This window comes from Pseudoalteromonas sp. APC 3694 (genome assembly GCF_030407565.1).
Classification (GTDB): Bacteria; Pseudomonadota; Gammaproteobacteria; order Enterobacterales; family Alteromonadaceae; genus Pseudoalteromonas; species Pseudoalteromonas tetraodonis.
Map to the genome: position 1 here is coordinate 31,710 of NZ_JASDDE010000001.1, position 14,147 is coordinate 45,856.

A 14,147-nucleotide genomic window follows, 5' to 3' on the forward strand; every position below is an offset into this window, starting at 1 on the left:
ATTAATAATAATTCATTTTACCGATGCTATTTTGAATGTTTTCCAATATATTATTACAATGTTAATCAATTTCTACTCTTTCGGAATCCTATATGTATTTTTACGCTGCTCGGCAACCTATTTTAGATCGTAATAAAGAACTAATTGGCTATGAGCTTTTATTTCGTGATGGAGTTGATAACGTATTTCCAGATATTGACGGCGATGAAGCCACGTCTAGACTGATTGAAGGCAGTCAATTTAACTTTGGCTTAGAAGATTTAACTGATAATAAACCCGCTTATATTAACTTTACCTTAGACACCTTGTTAAAAGACTACCCAACCCTTTTAAACAAAGATGGGGTGGTAATTGAAATACTCGAAACCGTCCAGCCAGGTAAACGCTTATTGGCAATTGTTAAAGACCTAAAAGAAAAAGGCTATACGCTAGCGCTAGATGACTATGCACATCAACCTGTATGGCGGCACTTTTATCCGTTTATCGATATTATTAAAGTCGATTTTTTAACTTGTGATATTGAAAACGTTAAAACGATCATAGAGGATTTAAAACCTTATCCACATATAAAATTACTTGCTGAAAAGGTTGAAACTTACGCGCTTTACAATCAAGCTTTTGAACTAGGTTTTGAATACTTTCAAGGCTTTTTCTTTTCAAAACCAGAAATGGTGCAAAGCAAGGCATTACCGCCATCGGGCATGGCACTGGCTGAGCTACTCTATGAAACTTCCAGCGTAGAAATGGATCTTAAAAAAATCACCGATGTATTTGAGCGTGATGTTAACTTATCGTATAAGCTGCTACGCTACTCAAACTCGGCAGCATTTGCTCGCCGCTCTGAAATAAACACTATAAAACAAGCGCTTATTGTATTGGGCGCGGCTGAAATAAAAAAACTACTCTCTTTATTATTTGCCGCACAAGTCTCTGCAGACAAACCTCTGGAGCTTATTAGGTTGTCGCTAACACGCGCGCGTTTTTGTGAGCTTTTAGCAATTTCACATGGCAAACTTAGAGATACAGGAATAGCATTTTTAACCGGCATGATGTCGCTTATGGATGCGATATTAGATGAAGAAATGGACAGCGTAATGCTTAAATTACCTTTGTCTAATGAGATAAAAACAGCGCTGTTAAAAAATGAAGGACTACTTGCTGAATACTTAAACTTAGTCACTCTGTATGAGCAGGGTAACTGGCAAGCTGCGAACGATAAAGCCCAGCAATTAAACTTAGGCGATGAAGTGCCTGATGCATATCACGAAGCACTCAACTGGGTTAGTGAGCAAATGCGAGTGATGATCGATAGCTAAAATATCTTTAATACCCATAAACAAAAAGCCAGCATCTGCTGGCGTTTTTATTTTTATTAAAGGCTTTCTAAGAAATCTTCGTCAAAATCTTCAGGCTCTTCTTTTATTGGCGGATTGCCATCGTAGAGTTCATATAACTGACGCTGAAAGTAAATGTCTTTAACAAACAGGTATGGGTCTAATGAATCATTTAATAAACCCTCTTGAGCCATTAAAGACGCCCTTGCCTCAACCGCCTTTAACGCAAACACTAAAATTGTTTGTGGTGTAGTCAGTGCAATTTTAGGTAAAACCACATTATCAACAACATCACCGGTTAAGTTACGTGCAGTTGATGGCCCCATTGCCGGGATCATTAAATAGGCACCATCGCCTACTCCCCACACACCTAAGGTTTGGCCAAAATCTTCATCAGTTACTTCAAGCCCTAACGAACTTGCAACGTCAAATAAGCCAAACACTCCCACCGTAGAATTCACTAAAAAGCGCGCAAAATTAATTCCGGCACTGCTTGGCTTTCCTTGCAGACCCGCATTAATAATATCAACCGGTGCTGTAATATTATCGGTAAAATGCACAATACTTCGACGCACAGGCTGTGGGGTTACTGTTATATAACCCACTGCCGCAGGCCTTAAAATATAAGCATCAAGTACGTCCATATTAAAGTCATAAATAGGTCTGTTTACACTTTGTATGGGATCGCGCTCATCATATTTACTCTCAGGCACTTGAGCACAACCCGATAACGTGAGTAAACATAATAAAAGTAAGCCTTGTTTTAACATCTCAAATCCTTAAGGTATTAATGTATCAATGTTCAGTTGCACTTGGCGCACCTCTTTAGAAGCAAGCACTTGAGAATGCCCTTCAAGCTCCCCAGTGCTTGGCATAACTGAATCATCATTAGAGATACGCGCAGAAATGATAATTTCACTCGCACTCGATAAGTTTAGCCCTGCCATCATGGCATTAGCATCGCTCAGCTCAACCGTAATTGGAAAGCTATAGTCTGTTAGTTTGACCACGGCTAAAGGCATCGGTGATCCCTTAGCCGCTTTAGCAAACACAAACAAAATACCGTTATTGGGCTGTTTGTCTGCAAGTTGGCTATCGATATCAACGGTAACTTGAATACTTTGAGCCGCTAACTGATCGCCACTGGTTGCCACGTTTTGCTGAGCAATTTGTAGATCGATTTCGCTAATACGTTGGTTGATCATAGCATAGCGCGTATCAGACTCATCCATACTTGCAAGTAACACCTCAAACGCTGCCTTTGCCTGTAGCCAGTCTTTTCTCTCAAAGGCGATCAGTGCAAGTAACGAAATCGCATCAAGGTTATTTGGTTGAGCTTGCAGTACTTTAGAAAGCATACCCGCTGCACGAGTCATGTTCTCTTCACTGCCCTCAAGTAATAGCACCTGAGAGTAGCTAACAAGCGCCTGCATATTATCAGGGTTTATTTTTAATGTTTTATCAAATGACTGTTTCGCCATATCAAATTCATTTAGCATTAAAGCAACACGCCCTAACAACATCCAAGCGACTTCATCATCACCGCTTTGGCTTAACTTAGTACGCAGTGCTAGGGCAAACGCTTGTAACTCATTTTTAGTTAATGGCTCGCCCTTTTGCATTACGGCGCGCTGACCATAATCGGCCAAGTTATCCATTGCATCATGCCAAGCTGCAATTTGTTGCTGGCTGCCTGTCATTGCATAAAAAATAGCTGCTAATGCAATTAAAAACGCCGCCCCTGTTAAAGCAAATATACGATTGTCACCACGGCTATTTAGTGACTTCTCCGGCGATAATTCATTAAGTAAACGGCGTTTTAGTTCAATAATAGCTTCGCTGTGATTTTGCGAGTCTATACGTTGATTATCTAAATCTGCCTGTAATTCAACTAAACGCTGTTCATAAATGCTGATAAGCTGTGCATTGGCGTTATGGGTGATGGTTACTATGCGCTCTTTTTTTAAAAAAGGCACAATAATAAACAGCAATGCAATGAGTGTGAGTAAAGCAAAAGACGCCCACATTAAAATCATTTAACTTTGCTCCTGATGTTTATTTTGTTTAATCAGCTTATTGAGCATCACTTCATCAGCGTCACTCCAGGTTTGTTTTACCGACGCTTTACGTTGGCGAATCACAATAAAGCCAAACCCAATTATTACGATGAGTACCGGAAGTACCCACAGTATTAACGTGGCAGGTGTTACCGGTGGATCGTAATGAACAAAATAGCCATATCGATCAATCATGTAATCAATAACTTCATCTTTGGTTTTGCCATCTTTTACCAACGCCAGCACTCGCTCGCGCAAGTCTTTTGCGACAACAGCATCAGAGTCAGCAATATTCTGATTTTGACACTTCGGGCAACGTAATTCTTTTGTTAGCTCTTCAAAGCGAACAGCTTGCTCGTTGCTATCAAATTGATAACGGTCTTGCTGAGCAAACGCAGCTACACTAACAAACAAGCTAAGGGTTAATAAAAACAATCTCATAGCTGCAGCTCCTGCATAATAGGCGCAAACTTAGCACGCCAAACTCGAGGGTTTATATCACCAGTGTGATGTAACAAAATGGTGCCATTTTTATCTACTAAAAATGTCTCTGGTGCACCGGACACCCCTAAATCTAAAGACAATGAACGTTCTAAATCTAAAATATTAAATTGATAAGGGTCGCCCGCACGTGAAAGCATATTACTCACATCATCACGCAGCCCTTGCATATCAAATGGGCCATCAAAATCGGCGTCGTAACTTTGTACATAATACAAGCCGATAATTTTAACCCCTTGCTCGCGTAGCTTAGTTAAATAGCCAAGCTCAGCTAAACACGTCGGACACCATGTGCCCCAAACGTTTAGCAAATACACGTCACCCTTTAGCTGCTCATCAGTCCAACGTTTATCGTCTTGCATTAAATCAGGTAAATTAAACGCAGGCACCGTTTGACCAATTCGCCCTGTTTGTATTTCCCGCGGGTTGGCAAACAACCCTTGGTATAAAAACACACAGATAAAGATAAAAATTAATAAAGGGGCAATTGCGATAAGTTTACGGTTCATACTGCCCCCTCTATTTCATCTTTTCGCGGTGAGGCGCGATAGCGCTTATCGAATAAAATCACAAAACCAGCGAGTGAGATCAGAATACCGCCAATCCACATCCAACGTACAAACGGCTTATGGTAAATACGTAATGACCATGCCCCTTCACTTAGTTGCTCACCAAGCGCAAGATATAAATCACGAGTGAATCCGGCATCAATAGCGGCTTCGGTCATAAATTGCATACCAATATCGTAACGACGCTTTTCTGCATATAAACGCGTTACAGTGTCATTCCCTTTTAATACCGTCACGACACCTGCATGACCACTGTAGTTTGCACCACGAATAGTCTTCACACCTTCAAAGCGGTATTGATACTGATTTAGCTGTACGCTATCACCAGGCTTCATTGATACATCACGCTCAACTGAATACGCCGAGGTGAGTGTAATGCCCGCTATAACAAAGGCTAAACCAACATGCCCCAGCACCATTGCCCAATAGCTTAAACCTAAGCGCTTTATACCGAGTTTAAGCGAGCCATGAACCGCTGCTTTGGTATATAAATCAATAAAAGTGGCAATAAATATCCATACACCTAGCGTGGTTGCTAAAAGTGTTAATGGAGTCACTACCTCATAGCTACTAAATAACCACGCACAGGTAATGATAATACTGACTAATGCGCCTACAAATATTTTATTTTGTAAAAAGGCCCACTTATTCTGCTTCCAACGCAGGAAAGGTCCAATGCCCATTAAAATAGCAAATGGCACCAGTAAAATAGCAAACATTTTATTAAAGAAAGGTTCGCCAATTGAAATACTGCCTAGCCCCATTTCCTTGTGCACCATAGGTAATAATGTACCTAACAGTACAATTAACGTAGCAACCACTAAGAAAATATTGTTTAACCAAAGTGCCACTTCACGCGATACAAACTTATAACGCCCTTCACTTTTAACTTGTGAGACACGCAAGCCATATAACGCTAAACCGCCGCCAACAACTACGGCCAAAAAGCCAAGAATAAATAAGCCACGATCAGGGTCTGTTGCAAAGGCATGCACCGAAACAATAATTCCTGAGCGAACGATAAAGGTGCCTAGTAAACTTAATGAAAATGCCGCAATAGCCAGTAACACTGTCCATGATTTAAATACGCCACGTTTTTCAGTCACACTTAAAGAGTGCAGTAACGCGGTTGCGACTAACCATGGCATGAGTGATGCATTTTCAACAGGATCCCAGAACCACCAGCCGCCCCAGCCTAGCTCTGAATAGGCCCACCAACTACCTATGGTGATACCTAAGGTTAAAAAGCCCCATGCCGTCATTGTCCATGGGCGTGACCATTTTGCCCAGGTGTTATCAAGCTTGCCGGTTAACAACGCGGCAATAGCAAAGGCAAAAGCAACAGAAAGACCGACATACCCCATATAAAGTAATGGAGGGTGAATGATCATCCCTGGGTCTTGTAATAATGGATTTAAATCGCGTCCCTCAACAGGGAAATAGGGCAGTAAACGTTCAAACGGACTTGAAAGTAGCAAGGTGTACATCATAAATCCGACACCTAAAAAGCCAAGCACACCTAATACGCGAGCACGAAGTACCCAAGGCAGTGACTTTGAACGCACAGCAACAACGGCGGTCCAACCGGCCTGCATTAATAACCACAGTAAAATAGCGCCTTCATGGCCACCCCATGTTGAGGTTATTTTATAATACCAAGGCAAGGTGCTACTTGAGTGATACGCTACATAAGATACGGTAAAATCATCGGTTAAGCTGGCATAAATAAGCGCAGCAAAAGACAAAGCAACAAATGCAAACTGACCAATAGCAAGTGATGGCGCAGCGCGCATCAAACGAAGGTTTCCTGTGTGTGCACCCCAAAGTGGGAAAATACACAACAGAATACTCAGTACCATGGCCAATGTTAGGGAAAAATAACCAAGTTCTGGGATCATATTAGCTCCCACTATCTAAATTGTATTTTGGTTTCTCGTGCTTAATTCCTTTTACTGCCTCGGCAACCTCGGCTGGCATATATTCTTCATCATGTTTAGCCAGTACTTCAAACGCTTCAATGACGTTAGGTTCAACTAACACACCTTGTGCAACAATTCCTTGCCCTTCACGAAATAGATCAGGCAAAATTCCTTGATAACGCACCGTGACCAATGGGCCAGTATCAATCAACTTAAAGCTTACCTGTAAGCTTTGCTCATTTCTTTGCACTGTACCAGGGACAACCATACCACCAATGCGGAGCTTTTGTCCTATATGAGGCTTTTCTTTATTCGGGCCTTTACCATCAATTAATTCACTGGGGGTGTAAAACAAATTAATGTTTTCTTGTAAGGCGTACAACACTAAACCAATTGATCCACCAATACCAAAGAGTACGGCAATAATAACCAAAAGGCGTTTTTTACGTCTAGGGTTCACGTGGTTTGCTCCTGCTTAGAATTTTTAATTCGAGTTTCACGCGCAATTTGCTGCTCTACCGACTCTAAAATTTGTTTTTTGTCGCGTAACGAGCTAAATAAAATGCCTAATAAAATTAATGCGCATGTACCAAAAGAAAGCCATACATAAAAGCCATAGCCTCCCATTGCAATAAAATCTGAAAACGAGTCAAACTGCATAATTACCCCTTAGTTAACAACTGTCGCACCCATGGGCGGTGCTTTTCACGGTGTAAAATTTCATTTTTAAGACGAATTAAAGTCACAGTACCAACAAACGCGGCAAAGGCTAAAATATTAATCATTAACGGCCAAAACATACTTGGATCTACCGCGTCACGGTTAAACTTAGTGATGCTTGCCCCTTGATGCAGGGTATTCCACCATTCCACCGAAAAGTGAATGATAGGCAAGTTAATAACCCCAACAATAGCTAAAATAGACGCGGCGCGACCGGCTGATTTTTTATCTTCAAAGGCATGGTACAAAGACAACACCCCTAGATATAAAAATAACAAAATGAGTTCAGAGGTCAGTCGTGCATCCCATACCCACCAAGCACCCCACATAGGTTTACCCCACGCAGCACCGGTGATTAAGGCTATTGCGGTCATGCAGGCACCTACGGGTGCTATTGCAATCACCGCAAGCTCTGCATTGCGTAATTGCCATACAAGCGCAACAATGGCTGCAATCGCCATTGATGAATAGGCGCCCATAGATAAAATAGCGGAGGGCACGTGAATAAAAATAATACGGTAACTGTCTTTTTGTTGGTAATCGGCAGGAGCAAAACCTAATCCCCATACCCAACCAACAACCATACTAATAACCGTTACTACTGCAAAATATGGCAGTAGAGTATTGCATAATTGATATGCTCGCTCTGCTTTCGCATACGGATGTAACCACTTCCACATATTAACTTACACTCACTTTTAATGCTGATGATATGGCAATTGGCGCACTGATAGTCGCAACGACTAACATTGCACCAAGGATTGCAAGCTGACCACTGTAATCCAGCGACATAGTGCTGGTATCAATAGCGGAAGTTGCAAAAATTAAAACCGGAATATACAAAGGCAAAACGAGCAGACTCATTAAAATGCCGCCTTTTTGTAATCCCACAGTCAAGCCCGCCCCTATTGCGCCTATGAAGCTCAATAAAGGCGTACCCAATAATAGCGTTAATAACGTAGCCATTAGGGCCGTTGTATCTAAATTTAGTAGTAAAGCAAATAAAGGGGTCATTAGCACTAACGGGAGGCCGGTGATCACCCAGTGTGCGGCTACTTTGCCCAGTACCGTTAATGATAATGGGTATGACGAAGCAATGAGCTGCTCCAAAGAGCCGTCGTGGTAATCATCTCTAAACAGTTTATCAAGGCCAAGCATGGTCGATAATAAAGCCGCCACCCAAATAATGCCCGGTGCCATCCTTGATAACAAGCCTGGCTCAGGCCCTATGGCTAATGGAAACAACGAGATAACAATTAAAAAAAACAAGATAGGATTAACTATTTCAGCGCGCTGACGAAAAGCGAGCTTAACGTCTTTGCTAAATACCGCGACAAATAACTGCCAATATGAATGCTGTCGTATCATTAGTGGCGGTACTCCAAAGTCAACGTTTGTAAGTCACTAAAGTGGGTGGTTAAGTCTTGGTGTGTTGTTAACAAAATAGCGCCCCCTTTTGATAAGTGCTCAGTAAAACGTTGCTGTAAAAAGGCAACCCCGTTTTTATCTAGCGCCGTGAAAGGTTCATCTAAAATCCATAACTTCGCTTCAGATAACCATAATCGAACGAGTGCCACCCGCCGCTGTTGACCCGCAGATAACATTCTTACAGGCACATCTTCCAGCCCCACTAAACCTAACTTACTTAATAAAGGGTATAAATCAGGAGTATCAACATAACCATTAATAGCCAACCAATGTGCTACATTTTCAAGTGCACTAAGTTGTACGTTAACACCGGTTTTATGGCCTATAAATAATAAGTCTCTGGCATATTCGTCATAATATTTTTTGATAGATTGATTTAGGTATAAAATATCACCTTCATCCGGCAGCGAAAAACCAGCAATAATGCGCAATAATGATGTTTTACCAGCCCCATTAGGGCCAGCTAACTGCATGATTTGACCGCTTTTAAGGCTAAAATTAAGTTCATCAAACAAACAACGCTCTTGCTTGATACAAGTAACGGACTTAATGTGTAACAAGATGACGATTCTCTCTGCCAAAAATTAGCCGTAAGTCTACCATAATGATAGGGTAATACGAATATTGCTTTAGAATCGATTTACTTAAAATAAAGAAAACTTGATATAAAATAATGAATACACCAACGCACATCACATTGTCTAACCCACAGGTTAGTAATCAAACAACTGATTCAGGTAAGGCTGCGTTAGCAACACTGCCACCTGAAGTGCTGGCGGCAAAAAATATTCAGTTTTCTAAAGATTCAGTCACGCTTGATGTGTTTATGAATAAGCATTGGCAAACGATTCGCCTTGGGACAACTGAGACATTCACAAACGTTGAAAAAATAGCAAGCGCTAACATACAGTTAAGTGCAGATGGTAAAAGCTTAACCATCATCCCTAACAATACAACTTTAACAATTAAACAACCGGCTCAGTTGCAACGATTTTTAAATTTTATAAACACCCAAAGTGATATTCAAAACAGTCCACTATCACTTCAGGTGGTATTACAACCCACACCAAAGTTGGTCATTGAAAAATTTAATGCCAGTATTGCTATTAATAAACACGTTGCACAGTTACTCGCAGATGAGCCTTTAATAAAGGGGATGATTGAAACGGATAGCAAAGGTACACGGCTAAATATCATTAATCGTTTTGCTGATATAGTGCATTCACAGCCACTAAACCAAGCCAAACTAACACAGTTGCTTGCCAGTAATTTAACCTCTGCTCAACTTCATGCTATGCCTAAGTTTGCTGTATTAAGCCCAAACTCTTTTAAAGACTCATTAACTATTAACCTAAGTCATCGACAATTAAGTGAACTACCTACCATCCCGACTAAGGTAAACATTACTCACCAAGCAGATAAATTACTGATCAAAACCGCTTATCACACTATGACTGTGAGCCTTAAAAACTCATTTAGTAAACCGTTTAATGAGATGCTCTCTTTGCAACAGTCGCAAGGCCTAATTGATCCCTCGCCAAGTAAACAGCATCCGCTCAGCACGATAAACAGTCCCATACAATCATGGTTAAAAAGCAGTTTTGCTGATTTTAAAACACGTATTTTAGATGCGGTAAAGTACTTTGAAAGCAAGCCATTTACGACCTCGGTAAGCTCATCTCAAAAACCAGAATTTACAGGCAATGCTCAGCAAAAATGGCTCACCCCAATGCAAAAAATTGACATGACACAATTAAAAAACGTGTCAAATTTAGCGCCGCCCCTAATGCAATTTACCCAGCAAATAAAATCAAGCGTTTCTATGTGGCAACAACAACCGTTAGCAGCACACGCTTTATCTCCTTTAGTGACTCCTTTTTCATCCTCACCAACTAACGCGGCTACATTTGGTCAGAGCTTACAGCCTTTAGAAAAACTCTTATTAGCGACGGTTTTAAAACACAGTCCAAACACCTCAATAGAACAAAAAGATGCGACCAACCAAATAGTAAGCAGCCAACTTAATACCATTACAAGCAAACTGACGGATCAAGGAACCGATTTAAATCGCTTAGTTAATCAGGCTTTTAATCGCATGTTGTCAGATACTAATTTACACCCAGCAACCATACAGCGCGAAATACTCAGCACCATAAAGCCCACACAACTTCAAAGCGACATTTTACAGAGCTCGTTTAATAGAGGTGTTGAACAGCTTTCATTAAGCATTTTAGCCGCGCCTATCATTAACCAAAATCCAAGTGCGGTGAGTATTAATAATCAAACGGGTTTAGAAGCTTTACTGCAGGCTTTATTACCGACGTTTAAAGTGGGTAATAGCGCCAATAAATTGTTGGAACAATTACAGCAACCACAAGTACAAGCATTAGCAGGTGAATTAACCCAAATTAAAAATACATTAAGTCAAGTACAAACGCCTGCTATTAGCCAACAACCTGACACAAGCGCCTTAGTGCAATTTTTATTACCGATGAAGCTGCCTGCTGAAGCGGCGCAAACAGAAATAACTTTAGGGCAGTATAAAAAGCACAGTAGCGGTAAACTAGCGGATAAAAATGTCTGGTTTGTTAGGCTCAACTTTGATTATGCCGAGCTGGGTAAGCTACAAATAATCGCAGAACTCATGGATAAAGCTTTAGATTGTCAGTTGTTAGCCTCAACCCAAGCGGTGAGCGCTTTAGCTCATCCACATCTTGATAATTTACGCTCAAAACTGGCAAAACAAGGCTTACAAGTGGGTGAGCTTAAACTAAAACGAGCGGATGACAACCATCAAGCATTTTACCAATCCCATGCCATTATTAATATTAAGGTTTAGCCATGACTGAGTCATCAAAAAGCAATTCAGCAATTGGACTACTCTACGAGGCGGGACATTCACCCATTGTAAGTGCTAAAGGGTTTGGTGAACTGGCGGATGAAATTATTGCCCTAGCCAAAGAAAAAGGGATTTTAATCCATCAAGATGAAGCACTTGCAAATACGCTATCGAAATTAGACCTCGCAGAAGAGATCCCCAAAGAGTTGTACTTTGTTATTGCTGAGCTCATTGCGTTTTCATACGTGGTTAGAGGAAAGTTTCCGCCTGGTTGGCAAGACTTTCAGGGAAAGCTAAATATAAAAGCATAACGCAGTGTTATAAAAGCAAAAAAGGCGCTAAGCGCCTTTTTGTTTGTGTAATGAAAACAATAGTTCAGCCTCGGCGCGGGGTAATTCACATTCGCGAATAACCTCATCTAAATCAGCACCTAACTCAACCATTTTTACCGCACGAGAGTATATTTTAGCATCGGGGTCATCGTATTTTTGAGCTGCTTGTTGCTGTATCAGCTCTTGGTTTTGTTGTTCTACCTCAAGCACACGCTTACCAATACTCAGTAAACCGGTTTGCAACTCAGACACTTCGCTACGTAAAATATTAATCTGCTCTGATGAATCTTTAAACTGTTGTAATTGCGCGCCAAGCTCACTCGCATAGCGCTTTTTAAACATCACAATTAAAAGCAGCGAGAATAGTCCAAAAACTAAACCCGCAATAGCAATACCAAGTAATAACATAGTTTTATGTAGAGAAGCTTATATATCGCTTAACTCATCCCATTCGTCATCACTAAGTAGTTTATTTAAATCAACCAGAATAAGTAACTCATTGTCGCGGTTACATACGCCTTGAATAAATTTAGCACTTTCCTCTGTACCTACATTTGGCGCACTGTCAATTTCAGAGCTACGTAGGTAAACAACCTCAGAAACGCTATCGGCTAAAATGCCAATCACTTGCTCTTCTGCTTCAATAATTAAAATACGTGAATTATCCGTCGCTTCAATATCAGGTAAACCAAAACGAGAGCGAGTATCAATAACGGTAACAACATTACCACGTAAGTTAATAATACCAATCACATACGAAGGCGCACCTGGTACAGGAGCAATCTCGGTGTAACGCAGTATTTCTTGCACTTGCATTACATTTACGCCATAAGTTTCATCTTCTAGCTTGAACGTAACCCACTGCAAAATCTCATCATTATTATCTGCATTTTTCTTAGCTGACAGTAATTTATCTTCACTCATGCTCTTACCTCGTAATGGTCATTACTTGTGACGGCTATCTAAGCCTTTCTCTAATAGTCCGTTTAAATTATTAACATCTATTAAAGCACACATTTTTTCTTTAATTACTCCAGCAAGCCATGGGCGCTTACTGTTATTTGTACGCCATTTTACATCTTCTTTACTCAATGTAATGTTATTTATTAGTTTTTCTGCTAATAAACCCCATTGGCTATCACCTAAAGTGATGAGATATTGATAATTTAAAGATGCCTCTAACTGCTCATCGTACTTTTCAGGCATAACCCAGCGAGCGGTATCAACAACATTGAGCTTTTCTTCTCGGTTTATCATAACCCCTTTAAACCACTTAGGCTTGCCAAATAAATGATTTACTTCTCCAAGCTCATGAATGCCACCTAAGGCTTTTAGCGGCACCGCTAAAGTAAGCCCTGCCACTTCAAAAAACAGCGCTTGAAACTCACCATCAAAGTAGTCAGCTTCACCACCTACAACCACCTCTTGCTCAGGCACGACGTGTTGCTCTTGGTGGGTGTCAATTTCTACATTCGATACTTGCTTATTGAGCTTTTCAACTTCAACAACAGGCTCAACTATTACTGGTTGTTCTTTTTGCTCTTCATACGTTACCTGCTCAAGCAGTTTAGCAACAGGCTCAAGGTCTTTTGTTGGTTCGTCATCAGATAATAACGCCCCTAAGTACTGAGTGACTACTTTTTCATTAGCAAATAATTGCTTACTCATTTATTAACCTTGTTTTATTAAATATTTAAGTAATGCTTTATAAGCATAGACTCCACGCGCATTTGGGCAAAAATCTACCGGTACTTTTTGCGCTAAACTTGCATCTCTAAATTTAGTATCAACAGGAATAACGCCTGGCCATACTTTTTCTTTATATGTTTCTTGTAATGTTTTATAGGCCTCAAGCGATGCTTTGGTTCGTTTATCATACATAGTTGGAATTATAGTATATTCATAGCTTTTCGCTTGAGAGGTTTGCATTAACTCCATAGTACGCATCATTCTATCGAGCCCTTTAAGCGCCAAGAACTCAGTTTGCACCGGCACTAACACTCTTTCACAGGCGGCAAGCGCATTGACCATCAGCACACCTAAAACAGGTGGGCAATCTAAAATTGCGTAATCGTAATACTCGCTAATTTTAGCCAGTGTTTTTTTTAAAATCAGGCCCATTCCCGTTTTATTACCCATGCTACGGTCAAGTGTCGCGATCGCCATAGTTGCAGGTAAAATATCTAGGTTTTCAATTGTTGAGGGGCATAATGCTTGCAGTATTTCTTCACTTTTCATACTCGAGCCGCGAGTAAAAATATCGTAAACACTGACCTCTAAATCTTCTGAATCAATACCAAAGTAATAGGTTAGTGAAGCATGAGGATCTGTATCAATCAATAACACACGCTTGCCTTGAAGCGCAAGGATCCCTGCAAGGCTAACCGCTGTAGTGGTTTTGCCTACTCCCCCTTTTTGATTGGCTACTGTCCAAACTTTCACATTACA

At 40.7% G+C, this 14,147-nt stretch carries 17 protein-coding genes; 3 read left to right on the forward strand and 14 right to left on the reverse strand.

Going from position 1 to position 14,147, the window contains the following annotated elements:
• Positions 1-92: 92 nt before the first annotated feature.
• Positions 93-1,316, forward strand: a complete 1,224-nt coding sequence (locus QMA00_RS00170) for an HDOD domain-containing protein (protein ID WP_290155391.1) — start codon at positions 93-95, stop codon at positions 1,314-1,316.
• Between the two features lie 56 nt (positions 1,317-1,372).
• Here the strand turns inward: QMA00_RS00170 and QMA00_RS00175 are convergent, their stop codons facing one another.
• From QMA00_RS00175 to ccmA, 10 genes are read right to left on the reverse strand one after another with little or no spacing between them, the layout of a single operon-like run.
• Positions 1,373-2,104, reverse strand: coding sequence for a VacJ family lipoprotein (locus QMA00_RS00175; protein ID WP_008112252.1), 732 nt, complete (start codon positions 2,102-2,104; stop codon positions 1,373-1,375).
• Between the two features lie 9 nt (positions 2,105-2,113).
• On the reverse strand, positions 2,114-3,370 hold the full coding sequence (gene ccmI, locus QMA00_RS00180; protein ID WP_290155393.1) for a c-type cytochrome biogenesis protein CcmI: 1,257 nt from the start codon (positions 3,368-3,370) through the stop codon (positions 2,114-2,116).
• Positions 3,371-3,832: a cytochrome c-type biogenesis protein gene (locus QMA00_RS00185; protein ID WP_013465536.1), complete on the reverse strand. Its 462-nt coding sequence runs from the start codon at positions 3,830-3,832 to the stop codon at positions 3,371-3,373.
• On the reverse strand, positions 3,829-4,401 hold the full coding sequence (locus tag QMA00_RS00190) for a DsbE family thiol:disulfide interchange protein (protein ID WP_016899242.1): 573 nt from the start codon (positions 4,399-4,401) through the stop codon (positions 3,829-3,831). Before QMA00_RS00190 ends, QMA00_RS00185 begins: the two co-directional genes overlap by 4 nt.
• The gene (locus QMA00_RS00195; RefSeq protein ID WP_290155396.1) at positions 4,398-6,359 is read right to left on the reverse strand and encodes a heme lyase CcmF/NrfE family subunit; all 1,962 of its coding nucleotides are present in this window, start codon (positions 6,357-6,359) and stop codon (positions 4,398-4,400) included. Before QMA00_RS00195 ends, QMA00_RS00190 begins: the two co-directional genes overlap by 4 nt.
• A 1-nt stretch (position 6,360) precedes the next feature.
• Positions 6,361-6,840, reverse strand: coding sequence for a cytochrome c maturation protein CcmE (gene ccmE / locus QMA00_RS00200; protein WP_008465420.1), 480 nt, complete (start codon positions 6,838-6,840; stop codon positions 6,361-6,363).
• Positions 6,837-7,040: a heme exporter protein CcmD gene (gene ccmD, locus QMA00_RS00205; RefSeq protein WP_290155398.1), complete on the reverse strand. Its 204-nt coding sequence runs from the start codon at positions 7,038-7,040 to the stop codon at positions 6,837-6,839. Before ccmD ends, ccmE begins: the two co-directional genes overlap by 4 nt.
• 2 nt (positions 7,041-7,042) lie before the next feature.
• Positions 7,043-7,780 (reverse strand): heme ABC transporter permease, encoded by a 738-nt coding sequence (locus tag QMA00_RS00210; RefSeq protein WP_010387946.1) that lies wholly within the window; start codon positions 7,778-7,780, stop codon positions 7,043-7,045.
• A gap of 1 nt (position 7,781) precedes the next feature.
• Entirely contained in the window at positions 7,782-8,468 is a 687-nt protein-coding gene (gene ccmB, locus QMA00_RS00215) for a heme exporter protein CcmB (RefSeq protein WP_090494420.1), read from the reverse strand.
• Positions 8,468-9,109 (reverse strand): cytochrome c biogenesis heme-transporting ATPase CcmA, encoded by a 642-nt coding sequence (gene ccmA, locus QMA00_RS00220; RefSeq protein WP_290155403.1) that lies wholly within the window; start codon positions 9,107-9,109, stop codon positions 8,468-8,470. The genes ccmB and ccmA overlap by 1 nt, the downstream gene beginning before the upstream one ends.
• 92 nt (positions 9,110-9,201) lie before the next feature.
• Here ccmA and QMA00_RS00225 point away from each other — a divergent pair, with 92 nt between their 5' ends.
• Both QMA00_RS00225 and QMA00_RS00230 read left to right on the forward strand, forming a co-directional pair.
• Positions 9,202-11,367: a flagellar hook-length control protein FliK gene (locus QMA00_RS00225; protein ID WP_290155404.1), complete on the forward strand. Its 2,166-nt coding sequence runs from the start codon at positions 9,202-9,204 to the stop codon at positions 11,365-11,367.
• A gap of 2 nt (positions 11,368-11,369) precedes the next feature.
• Positions 11,370-11,678, forward strand: a complete 309-nt coding sequence (locus tag QMA00_RS00230) for an EscU/YscU/HrcU family type III secretion system export apparatus switch protein (RefSeq protein ID WP_010387940.1) — start codon at positions 11,370-11,372, stop codon at positions 11,676-11,678.
• Positions 11,679-11,705: 27 nt separating this feature from the next.
• Here QMA00_RS00230 and QMA00_RS00235 read toward each other — a convergent pair whose 3' ends face one another.
• From QMA00_RS00235 to QMA00_RS00250, 4 genes are read right to left on the reverse strand one after another with little or no spacing between them, the layout of a single operon-like run.
• Positions 11,706-12,107: a DUF2802 domain-containing protein gene (locus QMA00_RS00235; protein WP_290155407.1), complete on the reverse strand. Its 402-nt coding sequence runs from the start codon at positions 12,105-12,107 to the stop codon at positions 11,706-11,708.
• An 18-nt stretch (positions 12,108-12,125) separates the two neighbouring features.
• Positions 12,126-12,623 carry a chemotaxis protein CheW gene (locus QMA00_RS00240; RefSeq protein WP_008112225.1) on the reverse strand — a complete coding sequence of 166 codons (498 nt, stop codon included), beginning with the start codon at positions 12,621-12,623 and terminating at the stop codon, positions 12,126-12,128.
• Positions 12,624-12,644: 21 nt separating this feature from the next.
• A complete protein-coding gene (locus QMA00_RS00245) occupies positions 12,645-13,367 on the reverse strand; it encodes a chemotaxis protein CheW (protein ID WP_290155409.1) in 723 nt (240 codons plus the stop codon).
• Between the two features lie 3 nt (positions 13,368-13,370).
• Complete coding sequence (locus tag QMA00_RS00250; RefSeq protein ID WP_008112222.1) at positions 13,371-14,141, reverse strand: ParA family protein; 771 nt, start codon at positions 14,139-14,141, stop codon at positions 13,371-13,373.
• Between the last annotated feature and the right edge of the window lie 6 nt (positions 14,142-14,147).